Annotated in this window: 10 protein-coding genes; 3 read left to right on the forward strand and 7 right to left on the reverse strand. The window is 40.5% G+C overall.

The genetic code is table 11. The features are described 5' to 3' along the window. Positions 1-282: 282 nt before the first annotated feature. The 3 genes from QE382_RS16920 to QE382_RS16930 form a co-directional block, all read right to left on the reverse strand. Positions 283-1,797, reverse strand: coding sequence for a SusD/RagB family nutrient-binding outer membrane lipoprotein (locus QE382_RS16920; protein ID WP_307186946.1), 1,515 nt, complete (start codon positions 1,795-1,797; stop codon positions 283-285). 52 nt (positions 1,798-1,849) lie between these two features. Continuing rightward, entirely contained in the window at positions 1,850-5,083 is a 3,234-nt protein-coding gene (locus tag QE382_RS16925) for a SusC/RagA family TonB-linked outer membrane protein (protein WP_307186947.1), read from the reverse strand. 594 nt (positions 5,084-5,677) lie between these two features. After that, positions 5,678-6,562, reverse strand: a complete 885-nt coding sequence (locus QE382_RS16930; RefSeq protein WP_307186948.1) for an AraC family transcriptional regulator — start codon at positions 6,560-6,562, stop codon at positions 5,678-5,680. Between the two features lie 505 nt (positions 6,563-7,067). On the opposite strand from QE382_RS16930, the gene QE382_RS16935 reads away from it, so the two are divergent. From QE382_RS16935 to QE382_RS16945, 3 genes are all read left to right on the forward strand, one after another. Continuing rightward, positions 7,068-8,456, forward strand: coding sequence for an aminopeptidase P family protein (locus QE382_RS16935; protein WP_307186949.1), 1,389 nt, complete (start codon positions 7,068-7,070; stop codon positions 8,454-8,456). A gap of 80 nt (positions 8,457-8,536) precedes the next feature. After that, positions 8,537-10,711, forward strand: coding sequence for a S9 family peptidase (locus tag QE382_RS16940; RefSeq protein WP_307186950.1), 2,175 nt, complete (start codon positions 8,537-8,539; stop codon positions 10,709-10,711). Between the two features lie 22 nt (positions 10,712-10,733). Next, positions 10,734-12,407 (forward strand): M1 family metallopeptidase, encoded by a 1,674-nt coding sequence (locus tag QE382_RS16945; protein WP_307186951.1) that lies wholly within the window; start codon positions 10,734-10,736, stop codon positions 12,405-12,407. 260 nt (positions 12,408-12,667) lie between these two features. Here QE382_RS16945 and QE382_RS16950 read toward each other — a convergent pair whose 3' ends face one another. From QE382_RS16950 to QE382_RS16965, 4 genes are read right to left on the reverse strand one after another with little or no spacing between them, the layout of a single operon-like run. Continuing rightward, positions 12,668-14,899, reverse strand: coding sequence for a S9 family peptidase (locus QE382_RS16950; protein WP_307186952.1), 2,232 nt, complete (start codon positions 14,897-14,899; stop codon positions 12,668-12,670). After that, positions 14,886-16,310 carry an APC family permease gene (locus QE382_RS16955; RefSeq protein WP_307186953.1) on the reverse strand — a complete coding sequence of 475 codons (1,425 nt, stop codon included), beginning with the start codon at positions 16,308-16,310 and terminating at the stop codon, positions 14,886-14,888. Before QE382_RS16955 ends, QE382_RS16950 begins: the two co-directional genes overlap by 14 nt. A gap of 6 nt (positions 16,311-16,316) precedes the next feature. Beyond that, the gene (locus tag QE382_RS16960) at positions 16,317-18,089 is read right to left on the reverse strand and encodes a DUF885 family protein (protein ID WP_307186954.1); all 1,773 of its coding nucleotides are present in this window, start codon (positions 18,087-18,089) and stop codon (positions 16,317-16,319) included. A gap of 31 nt (positions 18,090-18,120) precedes the next feature. Then, a complete protein-coding gene (locus QE382_RS16965; RefSeq protein ID WP_307186955.1) occupies positions 18,121-19,383 on the reverse strand; it encodes an NAD(P)/FAD-dependent oxidoreductase in 1,263 nt (420 codons plus the stop codon). Positions 19,384-19,420: the final 37 nt, after the last annotated feature.

The raw sequence follows: 19,420 nt of genomic DNA on the forward strand, positions 1-19,420 counted from the left end.
ATAAAACCGTTTATACAAGACCGAAAATGCAAATGGAAATATGAAATTGCACGACCTTATCGGACTAAAATCTACGAAAGGGTATTCTCCAATATATTCCCAGACAACCGGATGGTAGAAATACGGTTAGTTGGCCATTACGATCACTTGGTTTTGTAGATGCATTCGCTTTAAAAGAACCTATAGAAGCAATGATTGATTTTTTCACAAAGCATAAAAATTTATGAAAAAAATAGCGAGACAACCGAAGTCGCCTCGCTAAGTAATAATAAACATATGAAATTATTCTTTACCGTTCTCTTTAGCCCACCATAATCGCTTACCCCAATTGTAATCGACTGTTCCAGCCGCTGCAGCTTTAACATTTTCTGCATTATACAAATATTCATTATTTGGATATGGTAAACGGAAAGGTTGATCGGTGTGAGGTTCTTTAAATTTTTGAATTTTCGAAGGATAGTTTGTATTTGGAATACCCGTACGGCGATACAAGCTCCAAGCTTCATAATTTTCTTTAAATAAAGCCACCCACATATCCCAATAAACACGTTCTTTCGTATTGTTAAACTTACCCTCACCAGACAAGTAATTCGCTACATCACTTGCTGCTACGTTATTATCTTCCATCGAAAGTGTAACGGCTTTTTCATAAGCATCTTTCGCTGTGAGCGACCCCACATTATATCCTGATAAAGCTGCTTCCGCTAAAATATAGTAGGTTTCACAGGCTTTAAAGAAGGGTACTGCACCCGCAGGATCATTAATATAATGCAGACCAATCCAAGAAATTGAGGTTGCTGGCGATGGATTGTCTTTTGAACCATTTATAAATCCTATATACTTACCTGCATTATTCTTTTGCGCAATGGCTGCTATACGTGGATCTTTGGTCTCTAATAAATGATTGATAAAAATATCAAACATTCCCCAGTTGTTAATACGACTACCGTAAATGCCCGATTCATACCAAGGTTCCATATAAGGTAAGGTGCCAGGGAAAAACATTTGGCAACTTTCCGCATTTGTTTCGATAACAGGATACTTATTTTTATCACTCGCAATTTCTTCAATAGTCGATTTAGCCAATGCTGGCGCAACAGAAGAAATACGCATGGCCATCCGTAAGCGCAACGAATTACAGAATTTTTGCCATCTTAACATTTGCTCCTTTATATCCGCACTTCCACTATTGGTTTTTCCATATATCACATCATAATCCCCCATTTCATCCGTTCCTATCCCTCCCGCCATTTCATCCGCAATTGATTTAAGGTCGGCCAATACTGCAGGGAAGATATCTTCCTGTTTATCATATTTGGCTTTCAAGATCGAGCCATCCTCGGGACGTCCTTGAAATGCTTCTGAATATGGAACATCACCCCAGCCATCCAATAAATACGACCACATATAATTATTCCATATTCTGGCAATGAGGCGGGTATTTTTATATCCCTCAGCATTTTTTTCCGTTTTTTTCAACAGATCAAGCATTTGGGTAATATTATAATAACAGGCAGCCCAACGATTTCCATATGTATTATTCGAAGGTGTTAACCCGCTTAAATCCTCCGGATATTGAATTTTAACAATATAGCCTGCAAAGGTACCATAGCCATCTACATCGCCACCAAATTGATCTCCGGCATACCGCATTACATTCACCAACATATTTTGAGGAGGAACATCGTGTAAAGCGTCCGGATCTGTATTAATTTTTTCAAAATTCTTGGTACATCCAGATACCAAAAGAGCGACTAGGATAGGTGTATATTTTAGTTTTTTTATTAAAGCATTCATATTCATATTTTTTTTGGTTTTCGATTTTCAAGTTTCAAAATATCTTTAAAAATTAAAATGTAAAACCCAGTTTAAGGCCTATACTTCTTGAATTTGGCACGCCTGCTTGTTCAAAACCAACCCCTCTTGAGTCACTTGATACACCACCTCCTTCCGGATCCAAGCGCATCGTATTGCTTTTGTGCACCCATAAAAGCGCTAAATTTGTCCCAGTAACTGAAACACTTGCGCGTTTTATCCCTTTTATTCTGCTGTATAAAGTTTTTGGCAAATTATAGGATATATAAGCTTCTCTCAACTTTAAGAATGAACCATCAAAAACAAATGTTTCTGCAATGCTATTATTTTCATACCAGTCTTGTGCATTAGTTTCAATGGTGTTTTCTATCCATCCATTATTTCCGTCAGACATAGCAAAGCGTTCATTTTTCATTACATCTCTACCTGCCAAGATAGCACGTTCACGAATTCCATCTGCTGCGGTAATTGATGCTATCCCTGTATTATACCCATGTGCCATTGTTTGGGACCAAATATCGCCACCTTTTCGAAAATCAAGCATAAAGCCAAATCTAAAATCCTTGATGGTAAAATCATTTCGCATCGAAGCCAAGAAATCAGGTACCACGTTACCGATATCTTGAGCATCTAAAGAATTAGCAATTGTTCCTTCCTTTCCAATTTTAATTGCTCCTTTCATTGGTCCGTCTTCGACACGATCAAAACCAGATCCGACTAAAGTGCCCCATGGTTTTCCAACAGATGCCATATTGGAGATCCCCCAAGTCCAGCCAAGTCTATAATCTTTTAAATCCAATTGTGGATATAGTTCAACAACTAAATTATTGTCTTTAGAAAAATTAACTGTTGTTGTCCAATTCAAACCATCACCACCTTTTAGGATATCGCCTCTTAATTGCAATTCAACACCTTTGCTTTTAATTTCACCAGCGTTTAGGAATATCGAACTAAAACCCACCACATTGGATGTCGATACTTGAAGTAGTTGGTTTTTATTTGTTTTATTATAATAAGTAAAATCAAGATGTAAGCGATCTTTGAATAAGCCCAGCTCCGTTCCGATTTCGTATGAAGTAATTGCTTCGGGTTCTAAGCCCTCAATAGCATACGTCATGCTCTTATACATCTGCGCTAAGTTATTATAGGAATCTGTCTGCGCATAGTAGTAATTTCCGTTTTGATACGGACGCGTTGCATTACCAACCTTAACTACATTTAGGCGCAATTTCCAGAAATTTAAATAGTCACTTTTTAACCCTTCAAAACTAGCTGTTGGCAGCCAGCTTAAACTCGCCGAAGGGTAAAAGAATGATTTCGTCAAGGTTGAAGACCAATCATTCCGCGCTGTCAAATCCAGATATAATTCGTCACGCCAGCCTAAACTAGCCTGTGCATAAACAGAATTTGACCGGCCTTTGGAATGGTCCATAACCGTATAAGCATCTCCAATTTTATTGGTAATAGTATAAACCCCTAATACATTTAGCCCCTTAGCACCCAAGGTGTTGGTTTCATATTGATAATCCCGATAGTTGGCGCCTAAAATTCCCGTCAAACTTAAATCGCCAAATTGTTTATTAAAGTTTGCAATAAAATCGGCATTAAATTCAGAATTACTATTTTTTATTTGATTGAATTTACCGTTTTTATTGTCATAGTTAAAATAGGTAGTTTCAAATATATTCGTATTATAATAATCTAAGCCGACTCGACCTTCAAATTTTAAGAAATCAAAGGGTTGATAGTACAAAGATGTCTTCCCAAATATACGATTCATCTTCAAAGCATTTTGCGATTTATTCATCGTGAAGTAAGGATTCATGTGGTACACGGAATTCCAATTGTAATAGGTATAGTTGCCCTGCTCATCTACCTGATCCCAATTATTTTTCAGGTCTTGCATATCTACCTGGCGGCCGAACCAAATCAAGCCATTCATTGGATTGGCACCGTCATAACCTTGGGTGACTAAGTTATTACTTTCAGTACGTGTGAAATTACTCATAATATCATATGAAACTTTATCACTGATTTTATAATTATTATTTATTTGTGCCGTATATTTCTTTTGATCGGTATTGGGTACTGTTCCGCGTTGATCACGAAAAGAAATGGAAGCTCTCGTGGATGAACGATCTGTTTTTGAAAGTAAAGAAACGTTATGATTTTGGGAAAAACCTGTCTGGAAAAAATCCTTAACGTTATTTTTATGGGAAATCCAATCGGTAGCTTCGCGCACCCCATTATTGACAGGACTATTAAATTGAGGAACCTTTAATCCGATATCCAATCTTGCCCCCCAGGATTCATCTATATTGTCATTTGTACCAAAACTTCCTGTCCCATCAACATAACTAAATGATTTCTTCAATACATAATCCTGATACGACATGCCAGCGCCATTAATTTTATAACTGTATTCATCCCCTCTTGAACCTTGGCCATATAAATTTTGATATTTGGGTAAATTAGCTGCTCGATCAATGGAAAAATTTCCATCATAGGATATTTGTACTCCATTCTCCGCCCGCTTTCCCGATTTCGTTGTAATCATAATAACGCCTGTACCGGCACGCATACCATAAAGTGCAGCAGCTCCACCTTTCAGAATATTGATACTTTCGATATCATCCGGATTAATATCATTTAATCCCGAACCATAATCCACCCCAGAGTAGGTATTATCACCCGAACGTTGCGTATTATTGGTAATTGGTACTCCATCGACAACAATTAACGGCTGCTGATCTGCCTGCAGAGAAGAGTTTCCCCGAATAGAAATACGAGCTGAGGATCCTATTGCTCCACCAAATTGGTTTACTTGTACACCAGCAGCCTTACCCGCCAAAGCTCCCGTTAAACTGTTTGCTCCCGCGTCAGTCAAAACTTCAGCTTTCAATTCCTGAGTGGCATATCCCAAAGATTTTTTTTCCCGGGTAATTCCCATCGCAGTGACCACAACTTCGTCCAAATTGCGCTCATCGGTCGTTAATGTAACCTGAATTGTACTCTGATTGGTTAAATTCACTTCCTTACGACCATAACCGATAGCCGAAACGCTTAAAGTCCCTGCCTGCTTGTAGTTGATCGTAAACTCGCCGTTTTGTCCTGTTTGTGTCGCTGTTCCATCCTTGAGTTTCAGTGTAACTCCGGGTATAGGCTTTCCGTCTTGGTCGACCACCTTCCCTTTTAAAACTGTTTGCGCATATACTGCCGAGCTTACCAGAACGGTAGCGGCTAGCATAGCAATGCTTTTTCTGTTCATAAGTTTAGTTTCAGATGTTAGTTTTTAGTGTTTTTATAACAACTAAGTTAGGGGTACTTAGCTTGCATAGATAACCGAATTTTGATCTTTAATACCCGATTTTTAACCCAAACTGTTAAATACACCAACATAATAGCAGCAGAAAAACTTCACACCACCTATATTCTCCAAGAAAAACACACCAAAAACACACTAAACACCTTTTTTTGATTTAAAAACAACTAACAAAAAAAGCAAATAACCAATCAACCCATTGACATAATATCGATTTAACACCTTATTTTTCAAAAAAAACCAATAAAATAAATGATTGATGTGTTTTTTTAAGATAGTGAGAAAAAAAAATGATTTTTTTTCCTCAAAAAAACAGGGATGATATGGGGTTCTACCATCGGATTTGGTAAGCTATATCCGTTTCTTTATGGAAAAAGACAGATAAATATAAAAGCAAAAATCTCATTAAAAAGAATTTTAACATTACAATTTAACGAGATTCTATTACCGCTGGATTTTAATAGCTATCTAATCAAAGCGAGCAAATAAAAGAATATTTAATGGCTTAAAGTATCCTTCATACTGTATTCCCGATTAACATTAGATTACAGAATAGAGCGTTTGTTTATACTGCTGCACATACTCTTTTGGATTGCAGCCGACGATTTGTTTAAATACGCGATTAAAGTTGGTAATGCTATTGAAGCCACAGTTGTAGGCAATAAAAGAAACACTGTCCAAGTGATCTTCATTTAACTGATTACACACTTCTTTGACTCTTATGCGATTAAGATAAGTCACAAAAGTAACCCCACAATGCTTTTTAAAATAGCGACAAAAGGCTTGCGGCGTAAGATTGGCGCGATCAGCAACTTCTTCCAACGTCAGTTCGTCTCTATAGTGCTCCCTGATATAGTTGCAGATAAAATGAATACGATTTGATCCATGTATTGTTTCCAAACCTGCTTCCACGCGCTCGTTACAAAGCGCATCGGCACCCCTGGAAATATTTGCTAACGTTCTCAATAGATAAAAAAAATGCATCAACTTGTCCATCTGATCCGCAGATTTCAACTGACAAACCCGTTGTGATATCTGGTCAAAATAAGTCTCGGGAACTTTAAATCCTCTGGAGTTACTATAGATAAATTGATTCAGCGATTCAAATTCGTCCAGGGAAAACAGAGATTTAAGTTTTCCGTTTGGATCGAAAAAAATGGAAACAGAGCGAGATTCATTTGAAAAACCGTCCTGAGAGGCCGATTTAAACACATGTGATTGGTTTGCACCCAAAAAGAAAATATCATTTTCCTTAAAGGGGTGTAAGGTATCTTCAACAATCAAAACTCCTTTGCCTTTTTTTATCCACATTAATTGAGCTTCTTGATGTCGATGAAAATGGGGGTAGAAATTTTCCAAAACATCTTCTTGAATAGTAAGGCTCTGGCCTCGCATGGTCGGAACATTAAATTGGAGCGTTTTCATAGGTATGTTTAGTTTATGTTACTGTTTAGTTAACATAAATATAACAACTCTAAAGCAACTACAATATATTTAGTTTGTTCATAAAATTACAATACTAAAATATGTTTAGAATCCGACAATATTTAATAATCCTCAACAAATCTGCTAAAGAAAAGTATAATTGTTATTAAAAACGTTTTAATATTGAAAAAATGGGTTAAAATACAATTAGACTTTGATAAATTGTGATAATTATAATTCAACAGAAAGATAGAACTTTATTAAATTTCGTTTTTGACTCTTTATAGTGTATAAAAATGAATCTTATTTGTTTGTAACAACAGCAAAAATTGCACTATCAAAGATAAACCTCTTAAATAAATCGTTTTGAAGCGCTTAAATTTTACGATATTCGTGTTAGACAATGTACATCTAAGGGGGCAAGCCAATTGCAAATCAAAGTATATCAAAAATCTATGGCTTCAACAGAATAAAAAGCATTACGTTCTAAAAATTTCCAAAATTTATGTTCAAAAAAGAAATATATCTTCATCGCCGAAATAAAATGTTATCATCGGTCAGTTCTGGCAAAATTCTTTTGTTAGGCAACATTGAAAACCCGATTAATTTTGAGCACAACACCTATCCTTTTCGTCAGGACAGCAGCTTTTTGTATTACATTGGAATAAAAAGTCCAGGTTTGGCTGCTGTATTGGATATCGAAAAAAATGAGACTATCCTATTTGGGGACGAAATGACGATCGACGATATTGTGTGGATGGGCCAGCAGCAAACTCTAGCGGAAAAGGCAGAACTTTCGGGTATTGGTACGGTCCTCCCATTCAATCAGCTCTTCGACTACCTCGGTAAGAATCCAAAAGAACCGGTTCACTACCTTCCTCCTTATCAGTCGCACAACAAATTATTACTTCAACAAATAACTGGCCGATCTGTCAGTCAGTTAGAACCTTCGGTCGCTTTAATTAAAGCCGTGGTTGCTCAACGTAGCATCAAATCGGAAGAAGAGATTGCTGAACTAGAGAAGGCGGTAGATATCGCTGTCGATATGCATCGCATAGCTATGCGAATGACAAAACCTGGTTGTTATGAATATCAGATCAGCAATGCTATGCAACATTTTGCACAAGATCAAGGAGCCCCATTTTCCTATCCTCCGATAGTTACAAAACGGGGCGAAATCCTGCATAACCATATGCAATTTCACCAACTTGATGAAGGTAATATTCTCCTTAATGATTCGGGCGTCGAAACCGATATGGGATATGCTTCAGATCTAACCAGAACCTTTCCTGTAGGAAAACGATTTACAGCATTACAAGAAGAAATTTATCAGATTGTTTTACATGCTTTTAAATCTGCTGAACAGCTGCTGACTTCCGGAATACGTTTTAAAGAAATACATTTAAAAGCCTGTGAAGCGCTTGTAGATGGACTGATACAAACCGGATTCATGAAAGGCAATGCGCAAGATGCGGTCATGAACCACGCGCATGCACTTTTCTTTCAATGTGGACTCGGCCATATGCTTGGTCTTGATGTGCATGATATGGAGGATCTTGGTGAACAATATGTCGGATACACAGAAGCCGAACCAAAGGATACGAAGACTTTCGGTATCAAATCACTCCGACTAGGCAAAGAGCTAGAAGCTGGCAATGTGCTAACCGTTGAGCCTGGAATCTATATTATCCCTGAGTTAACGCAGCTTTGGGAACAGCAAAATTTAAACAAAGACTTTATCAATTATGATTTCTTAAAAAAGCACCTCGATTTCGGAGGGGTTCGTATCGAAGACAATTATCTTATTGAAAAAGATGGATATCGCCGTCTAGGGAAATATCTTGAACGTGAAATACACGAAATATATCAGCTTAAAGACAATCCAATTAATTAAAAAACAGATAACGAACATAGCAATGAATCCGAAGAGTGAACTTAGATCACTTTGGGGACAACGCTCAAATAGATAAACAAATGAACAGCATTAAACAGTCGATTTTTATTATTTTAATACTGATTTTTCAGGTTCCAGCTTCCATTTTTGCGCAGCGACTCTGGACAGATCAGGGTGATCAGTATTATGAATTTTCTGAGAAGGGAATAGAAATGGTCAACCCTAAAAATGGGATGAGATCCATCTTTCTTTCACAGCAATCGCTTATTCCAAAAGGAATAACGACAGCGCTAAAAGTTGAGAATTTTTCGATTTCCAAAAACAAGGAACTTATTTTACTGTATACCAATAGCAAGAGAGTCTGGCGCGAGAATACAAGAGGTGATTATTGGGTCTATAATAAAAAGTCCAGTCAATTACAGCAGCTAGGCAAACAATTCCCGGCTTCGCAACTGATGTTTGCGAAATTTAACCCACAAGCAGATAAAGTAGCTTACGTCAATAAAGCCGATCATAACGTTTACGTGGAAGATCTTGCCAATGGCCGCATCGTTGCTGTTACGAAAGATGGAACGGACCGTCTCATCAACGGTACTTTCGACTGGGTATACGAGGAAGAATTTGGCTGCAAAGATGGTTTCCGCTGGTCTCCCGACGGTACTTCTATTGCTTATTGGAAGCTTGATGCCCGCAACATCCGTAATTTTCTGATGATCAACAATACGGACAGCCTCTATTCGTACACCATTCCCGTGGAATATCCTAAAGTCGGACAGTCACCGAGCGCCTGTTCGATATGGACCTATGAAATCGCCACTGGAAAAAATACCATGCTGAATATCCCGGGAGATCCCAACCAGCATTATATCCCTCGCATGGAATGGTGTTTTGATGGCAAACAGGTCATCCTAGAGCAGCTCAACAGAAAACAAAATGAGAGTAAAATCTATATCGTCGCTCTCTCCGACAATAAAGCGCAAAATATACATCAGGAGCAAAGTGACTCGTGGATTGATATCAAAGCTCGGTGGAACAACAACGATCCTTCCGGATGGGACTGGGTTCAAGGTGGCAAGGCCTTCATCTGGGTATCTGAAAAAGACGGCTGGCGCAAAATCTATCAGATTGATTTATCGGGGAACGAGAAGCTGGTGATGAAAGCGGATTATGATATGATCAATCTTGACTTTTTCGATCCTAAAAATGAAATGATTTATTTTACGGCCTCTCCAAGCAATGCGACACAAAAATACCTATATAGTGTGTCTACTAAGGGCGGCGTTCCAAAAAGACTGACACCGGCCTCATTCGAAGGGACCTGCGATTATGATATATCAAAAAACGGTAAAATTGCCATCTTCAACTTTAGCAACCGGGCAACATTACAGCACAATGCCGTTATTGAATTGCCGACTCACAAAATACTCGTAGATTTTGATTTTAAACGTCAAAAGAAAGTCAGTGATGGTATTGCCGAGTTTTTTAAAGTTAAAACAACCGACGGTATTGAGTTAGACGGATGGATGGTAAAACCCTTGGATTTCGATCCGAACAAAAAGTATCCCGTCGTCTTTATGGTCTACGGCGAACCAGCATCACAAACTGTATTGGACAATTTTGGTGCAGGTTATAACAGTCTTTATAAAGGAAATATGGCACAGGATGGCTACATTTATATTTCTTTGGATAATCGCGGAACGCCTGCTCCTAAAGGCAGCTTGTGGCGAAAAAGCATCTACCGCAATATCGGGCAGCTCAATATTCGCGACCAGGCTCTAGCAACGCAAGAAATACTAAAATGGCCGTTTGTCGACAATTCACGCGTGGCCGTTTGGGGCTGGAGCGGTGGCGGATCAAGCACGCTTAATCTGCTTGGGCAATATCCTCAGATCTATAAAACCGGTATTGCCATTGCCGCGGTAGCCAATCAGTTACTTTACGACAATGTATATCAGGAACGCTACATGGGGCTCCCACAAGAAAACCTGGCAGATTTTGAAAACGGCTCGCCACTGAAATATGCAAAAAATATCAAAGGCAACCTACTCTACATCCATGGAACTGGAGACGACAATGTGCACTATCAAAATGCAGAAGTGCTGATCAATGAACTGATCAAAAATAACGTGCAGTTCCAGTTGATGTCTTACCCGAACCGCAGCCATTCGATCAGCGAGGGACAAGGTACACATGAGCATTTAAAAACATTATTTACAAACTATCTAAAATTGCATTGCCCTCCAGGGGGAAGATAGACTGAATAGCTATTATTTACAGATGAAAAGAATACTAGTATATGCATTGGGAACCTGCGGTCTATTGACCGCAGGTATACAGCAATCAGCGGCGCAGCTGATGAAAGAAAAAAATGAATTCACCAGAGCGGATTCACTGCGCGGATACCTGTCACCGCTGCGAACCTGCTACGATATCCAATATTATCATTTGGATGTGAAGGTAGATATAGACAATAAGTTTATTTCGGGATCAAATCTTTTCCGCTTCAAGGCCACGACTGATTTTAATCGCCTGCAATTTGATCTTTTTGCAAATCTCAAAGTAGACAAAGTCGTATATAAGGGAAAAGAAATTTCCTTTACCCGAGAACACAATGCTGTCTTTGTCGAATTTCCAACAGCTATCAAGAAAGGAATGCAGGAAGAATTTACGGTCTATTACGAGGGTCATCCTACAGAAGCGGTTAAGGCTCCCTGGGACGGCGGCTTTGACTGGAAGAAAGACAGTAACGGCAAACCTTGGGTAGCCACAGCCTGTCAGGGGATGGGTGCGAGCGTTTGGTGGCCAAACAAAGACCATCAATCCGATGAAGTGGATAGTATGCTGATTTCCATCGCTGTCCCCAAAGAGGTAATGAATGTATCCAATGGACGTTTGGTCAAAGTCGAAAAGATGAAGGACGGTTACACCAAATACCACTGGAAAGTTGCCAATCCAATCAACAACTATAATGTCGCCATCAACATCGGCGACTACGTTCATTTTAAGGAAAAATACAAAGGTGAAAAAGGGCCATTGGATATAGACTACTATATTTTGCGCGAAAACGATACTGAAGAAAAGAAATCCCATCTTCAAAAAAATGCCAACCAGACCCTGGAGGCTTTTGAACATTGGTTTGGTCCGTATCCATTCTATGAAGATGGCTATAAACTTGTTGAAACCTACCATACTGGCATGGAACATCAAAGTGCCGTCGCCTACGGAAACCATTATCAGAATGGCTATCGTGGCAGAGATGCTTCAGAAACCGGCTGGGGAAATAAATGGGACTTTATTGTCGTCCACGAATCTGGTCACGAATGGTTTGGCAACAATATTACCTCAGCTGATCTAGCCGACATGTGGATTCACGAAAGCTTCACCAATTATTCCGAAGGCTTATTTATCGACTATTTCTATGGCAAAGAAGCCAGTCAGGCTTATGCCCATGGTATCCGAAGTGGAATCCAAAATGATAACCCTATCCAGGGTCCCTACCATGTCAATAAAGAAGGTTCTGGGGATATGTATCCCAAAGGTGGCGTCATGCTCAACATGATCCGTACGATGATTGACAATGATGAAAAGTGGCGGAATATCCTAAGGGGATTAAACAGTAAGTTTTATCATCAGCAAGTCGATTATCATGATATTGTCAACTATGTAAGCCAGCAGTCTGGATTAGACCTGTTAAAAGTATTTGAACAGTATGTACAGCATACCGCCATTCCTACACTGGAAATCAAACAAGATCCTTCAGGGAGAGTCTTGGGTCGCTGGATCAGCGAAGTCAAAGGCTTCCATATGCCCATACATATTGGCGTAAAAGGTCAAAAAAGAGAACTTATCCAGTTGGACCAACGTTTTAGACCGATTAAAGTGGCCGGTTTAACGAAAGAGAATATCGATATTGATACGTTTAACTATTATGTCGGCGTATTGGTCGAATAGAGACGGCGACAATGTTACCAACATGAAATAAACACAGCGCCCCAAAAGCAATTTACTTTCCGGGGCGCTATATTTCTGAGCCACTCTTATCGCTTCATAAGTATTCCCAATTGGCCCCTTCATGACTTCGCAAACACCAAAAGCAATGAAAGCAAACTGAAGGTTCCTTCTGCCCAATAAGATCAGGTACTTTCAGAAAAAATAGGCAATAAACCCACATTACAGGATCATTTATTATAGGATCATTAGCCTACTAACGATCAATACTGACTCCATACAGGCGGATCTACGCCAAGAAGATGTTTTACAAAATAGTCCCTTCTTTTTCGTTCACCATAATCTCCCCCAGAAGAATGCCCCATCCCAGGAACCATAATAAAATCATGATTCTTACGCGCTTTGATCAAGGCATCAACCAATTGGAAAGTCGATGAAGGATCCACATTATCATCCAATTCACCTACAATCAATAAAAGATTTCCTTCCAGTTTAGCGGCATTTTCAATATTGGAGCTCGCTGCATATTCAGGTCCTACAGGCCAGCCCATCCATTGCTCGTTCCACCATATTTTATCCATTCGGTTATCGTGACAACCGCAGGAAGAAACACCAACTTTGTAAAACTCCGGATGGAATAACAGCGCGCCCGTCGAGCTTTGACCGCCAGCCGACGTTCCATAGATCCCTACTCTACCTATATCCATGTATTTGTATTGTTTCGAAGCGGCCCGCATCCAGGCGATCCGATCGGGAAAGCCCGCATCTTTCAGATTTTTCCAACAGATATCATGAAAAGCCTTTGAACGATTTGACGTCCCCATTCCATCGATCTGCACCACGATAAAGCCCAATTCCGCCAATTCATACATCCCACTCGGGTTGCTGTAGAATGATTTGGGCACAAAAGAACTATGGGGTCCCGCATAAATGTATTCGATGACAGGGTAGCTTTTAGCGGGATCAAAATTCGTCGGCCGAATAATAATCCCCCAGATATCCGTTTCGCCATCACGTCCCTTGGCTTTAAAAACTTCCGGTGCACGCCACCCTGTAGTTTCGAGCAGACTACTGTTTGTTTTCTCCAACTCCATGATAATACCGCCATTTTTGTCACGCAATACTGAAATTGGCGGCTGATCGACCCGGGAATACGTATCCACAAACTGCGAATAGTCTTTATTGAAAAAAGCTTGATGATTTGCATTTTCTTCGGTCAGCAGTTTTAAGCCCTTTCCATCCAAACCGATGGTATAATAGTGGATCAAATAAGGATCTTCTCCGGCATTCATACCGCTGCCTTCAAAAATAACTGTTCGTTTATCAGCGTCAACATGCACAACTTTCCGAACCACCCAATTTCCCTTTGTGATTTGATTTTTCACTTTTCCAGTAGATCCATCATAAAGATACAGGTGGTTCCATCCGTCACGCTCAGAAGCCCACACAATTTCCTTGCCGTCGGATATATCTTCTCTAAATTTCTTGCCGCTATAATCAATAAATGTCTTATTCTGTTCACGGATCAAATAACTGGATGTACCGCTGTTTGCATCCATCTGCATAAGGCCATAAACTTGATGCCCCCGTTTGTTATACTCGAAGGTAAATGCTCTGCTATCATCGCGCCAAGCTAGATCCGAAAGGTAAAATTGATTCGGTATGAGCGCTGCATCAAACACGGACAGCCGGTCTTTTTCAAGATCATATAAGATGGGTAGTTTCTGTGCGAGCTCATCTCCGGGCTTAACGTAATCGCGTGTCTGAATCTTTGGCTGCAGTTGATCTTTTGGGGATGATTCGATTAGCGTCAGTTGTCTGATCTCTATTTTTTGAGTTTTTACTGTAGCGAGCTTACGGCTATCTGGCGCCCATTGAATATCATTGCTATAATAATTTGCCGGATTGCCATCAAACGTAATTTGTCGCGCCTCGTTTACACTTCCCTTTTTTGCCAGGAATACATTGTTATTGCGAATAAATGCGACATGCACTTTGTCTGGAGATTCGACTTCCCTGTAGGCATTTCCCTGTTCACGCTGCCCCCAATACCGCGTATTTCGATCTCTACTTCCACTTGCCGCCCCTTGGCTCAATTGCGACGAACGACGGTTCCAGATCCATAAATAGCCCGCGATATCGAGCGACACTTGATCCTGATCCATCAGTTTTATCTGGTCATTGGAAATAAAACGGCTTTCGACTTTTCGTCCTAGTTTTTCTTCCACGAACGAAAATACCTTCGTCAGATCAAACAGCTGTTCTTTTGTTTTTGCCTGGGGATTGACCAGCATATACTCTTTCCCCTGCACCGTATTTCGATCATACCAAAACAGGTCACCCTTTTCACTCCAATAAAACTGGCCCGGCAGATTGTCAATTTTGTTGGTCAATTGCTTTTTTAAGTTTTGTGCACGTGTATAGTCTGCCAAAGTTCCTTGACCAAACAGAAACTGTGCAGACAACAACAAAACCGCTGTACTAAGAAATTTCATGCTTTCTTCGTTTAGGATTGATTAAATAATAGATAGGAATACCCAATAATGCGATTATAATACCCGGCCAGGTATAATTTGGCTTGAAAATTACCATTAGGCCGATAAAGGCTAGCCCCATCAGAATATAAAGAATGGGAAGAAAAGGATAGCCAAATGCTTTATAGGGTCTGTTCAAATCTGGACGCGTGATACGGAGGCGAATAATACCTGCAATTGCAAGGACATAAAAGATCACGACCACACAGGTAATCATATCCAACAGATCACCATATTTACCACTTAAACACCATATTGATGCAGCAAGACATTGTATCCAGAGGGCCCAGGCGGGTACCGCATGTGCATTCAGCTTGCCTGCCCTTTTAAAAAACAAACCATCTTTAGCCATGGAATAATACACCCTCGCACCGGCCAGAATAATTCCATTATTGCAACCGAAGGTACTAATCATGATCATAATGGCTATAATCGTGATCCCAAAAGGACCAAAAACCTGTTGGGCTACACTCATGGCTACACGATCTTTTGGCGCATTGACCATTTCTTCTAAGGGCAATATGCCGATGTACATCAGATTAGTCAGGAGATAAATTACGGTAACGAGTAATGTACCTAATGCTAAACTCAAACCAATATTACGCTGTGGATTCTTAATTTCACCAGCTACTGCGGAAGAGGAGTGCCACGAATCGCTACTGAAAAGGGCACCGACCATAGCCGCAGAAAAAGCCCCCATTGCTGAAAATCCATCATAAGATGTGTACGTTCCATCCGTATTTAAGCGGCGCATCGACCAAAGTGATATATTGTCCCAGTTCCAAGACCAAACTTCATGTTTCAATGCGAGGAAGCCAAAGAGCAGTAAGAGCAACAGACTCCCGATCTTGATTAATGTGATGGAGGTTTGTACACGCTTTCCGCTATTCACGCCCCTTGAATTAATATAGGTCAGCACAACGATGATGGCAATCGCCAATAGCTGCGCTGCTGATACCCGATAATCAGACCATTCAAGCAAATAAACATCTTCATCCATAAAAGGGAAGAGATAGGCTGTAAATTTTGCAAAAGCAACGCCCACAGCGGCGATTGTCGCTGTTTGTATAACGGCAAAAAATGTCCATCCAAATACAAAGCTCAATACGGGTCCATAGGCCTCCCGAAGATAGATGTACTGCCCTCCTGCCTTTGGAAACATCGCACTTAATTCGCCATAACTCAAGGCTGCAGTCAATGTCATAAAACCGCATATCAACCATACCACCATCATCCAGCCCGCGGAACCTGTGTTACGTGCAATATCGGCAGATACAATAAAAATCCCCGAACCGATCATACTCCCAACGACCAGCATAGTGGCATCCAGTAACCCGAGCGACTTTTGAAAAGTTTGTTTAGACTCACTCATAAAAACCTAGTTATTAAAATGATAAAACTTCCAATTTGTCTCATGGTCTGGTTTTAATTGCTCGCCTCTGATAATCGCTCTTAGCATTTCCATGGGCAGGTAATTTTCTTTGATCACACGATCATGAAAATCAGCAAATGACATTTTACCCTGATCAACCACTTCCTCTTTGATCCGCATCAGTTGTAATCCGCCGACCAGATAAGCCAACTGGTATAAGGGATCGTACGAACCTTCAAAAGATCTCTTCACTTCACCGTGCGCATTAGCCGACTCAAATCCCACGCGGTTTACCAGATAATCGATGCATTGTTTCGGCGTCCACTCCCCTAAATGAAATTTGATACTAAAGGTTATTCGCGCACAGCGGTGCATACGCCAAAATAACATTCCGATTCGCTCCTCTGGCGTTTTTGCAAACCCCTTGCTATACAGCAGCAACTCCCAGTACAATGTCCATCCCTCCGTCCAGAATGGCGTGTTAAATGCCTCTTCGCGATAAGGTTTGTAGCGCCTATTCATAAAATATTGCAGATGATGACCGGGAATTAACTCATGCTGAACTGTACCGCGGGAAAAATAAGGATTATTGCCGCGCATGCTCATCAATTTTGCCTGCTGATCCATGGTATTTGTCGGATAGGATATGCTAATTTCCCGCCCGCCTGTAAAAAAGGGGTTGACCCGCTGCCGTTCAGGTGTCATCATGATCATACCCCAGGTCTCGTCTGCCAGCTCGGGAATATCCATGAGTTTATTTTGTTCGATAAATTGCTGTGCATCATTATACAATTTCACAATGAGCTCGGGCTGTTCGCCAATGGGTACATAGGAGTTTTTAACCTTTTCCTGCGCTGCCCGCCAGTCATCCCCAAAGCCCATTTCACGGCTTGCTTTCAATAACTCTGCTTCACACCATTTAAACTCTTGATCAGCCAATTGTAAAAGGTCAGTAGCGGTATAACTGATCATTTCAGCTTTGAGCCTTCGGTTTATATCCTTTTCGCCAATTGGCACACCCGCAATCTGGCTACCATCATCAAACACTTTCCGGTCGCTTTTTGCGCCTAATTTTTCCTTGTAGTCTGACAACTTGTTTTTCACCTGTTGAAATATAGCGGGTACCCACCACGTAAATTCGGGGTCGTAACCATTGTAAAAATCGAAGGTGCTCGTGATCCTTAAATCCAACGAATTTAATAAGGCGGTTAGAAAGTTCACATCGGCATCAGGAATTTTGGTCTTTCCCTGCAAAGCTGCTATTGATTGATCTATTTCTCCCACAACGAGCGTCAGTTCTTTCGCGACATCTTCTCCCGCCAAACGTTTTCCTCGACGACGTTCCTTTTCAAGTGTAAATATTCGCTGTGCAAAAGGTAAATACATGGCTAACCGCTTGTAATTCGACTCATCTTCTTCCAATGAAAGGAGATCACTTTTTAGTTTGCGCTTCAGTAAGATAAAATCCACCTGCCCAGATGTTTCAAGTTGTTCATAGGGAAACTTGTCCAGTTTGTTCAAATATTCGTTATCCAAACGTTGGAGACGTGCCAACTGTTCGGGCGAAGCGGCAGCCTGTTGATTGCCCCAGCCTTTGGGCATAGGGCCATAAAAATAATTTATCGCCTCAACATCATGCTTGTATTGCACAATAAAAGGTTCTATAGGGGTTGTATGGTCGTATAATTTCATCTTCTGTGCATGCATGGAGATGGGGAATAGAAAGAGCAGCCCATAAAACAATGTTTTGGGAGCTTTAAAAGAAAAAGAACGATTCATAATTTGGGTGTTGGTTTATATCCTAATTTTATCAGTCAAAACGATCAGGCCTAAAACCAGCGATTTCAGCGTCTATTTTCTTTCCTGCCAATAAATCTGCAGCAACTTTCCCGTAGGCAGGGCCCAAGCTTAAGCCCATCATACCGCCCCCGCCGGCAATTACGACATTATCAAATTTTTTCAATCTTCCCAGATAGGGCAATCCATCAGGCGAGCAGGGTCTGTAACCGTACCATATTTTTTCGCTTGGGTAATCGACCTTCAACTCTGGATAGTATTTAGGAATGGATTCTACAATTCCACGGACACGGTTTTCATAAATACGGTCATTTGCAGGTCCCAACTCCATTGTGCCACTGAATCTAATCTGGTCGTTCATAGGCGTTACGGCAACACGAGCCTCCAGTAATAATGCTGCATGATTCAATGTGTTCTCTTTCTCGGGCTGATACATAAACGAGTATCCTTTTCCTGGCATAAGCGGTGTATTTACGTGCAATTTTGAAGACAGTTGTGGCAAATAAGCGCCACCAGTCAAGACAAAAGCATCTGCTTGAAAACTTCCCTTATCACTGATTGCCTCTTTAACCTTATTTCCGGACGTAATAAATTTATGGACTTCAGTTTTTTCAAAAAAAGCTACGCCAGCGGCTTTCAGGTAGTGAATCAATTGCTGCATTAACTTGGAAGGATATAGTTTTCCATCACATCGATAAAGTATAGCACCTAAAACATCCAGCTTCAGATTTGGTTCTAAATCCTGAACAGCGTTCCCTTCCAGAATATCGACATCCAGTCCAAGATCCTGGGCACGATGGGCCAGTTCAATCTCTTCATGTTGCATTTCCTTGGATTTATACATCATCAGGATACCGTTCTGTTTCAATTCAAAATCAAACCCTTCTTCCTGCGCTAATTCATCATATAATCTGCTACTGTAGAGATTCAAATCACGTATTGCTGTCGCATGCTGTTCTACGTGTGAGCGATTAGCATGTTTTAAAAACTTTAGTCCCCAATTTACCAACCGTGGATTTAGCGAAGGCCGTACATAAAAAGGGCTTTTACTATTAAACATCCACTTTATCCCTTGCGCTACAATACCGGGGGCAGCCAAAGGCGTAAAATGACTGGGGACAATCATGCCGGCATTGCCATAAGAACAGTTATCATCCAAGGTATTTTTTTCCAGGATTTTCACATCCCATCCGTCTCTCATCAGGTAATAGGCCGAAGCAAGTCCTGCAATTCCAGCGCCAATTACGACAACTGTACCTCTATTGTTTTCTTTCACGTTGCTATTGTCTTATTAATTTCTAAATCACCTCAAC

The organism is Sphingobacterium zeae (genome assembly GCF_030818895.1).
GTDB lineage: Bacteria > Bacteroidota > Bacteroidia > Sphingobacteriales > Sphingobacteriaceae > Sphingobacterium > Sphingobacterium zeae.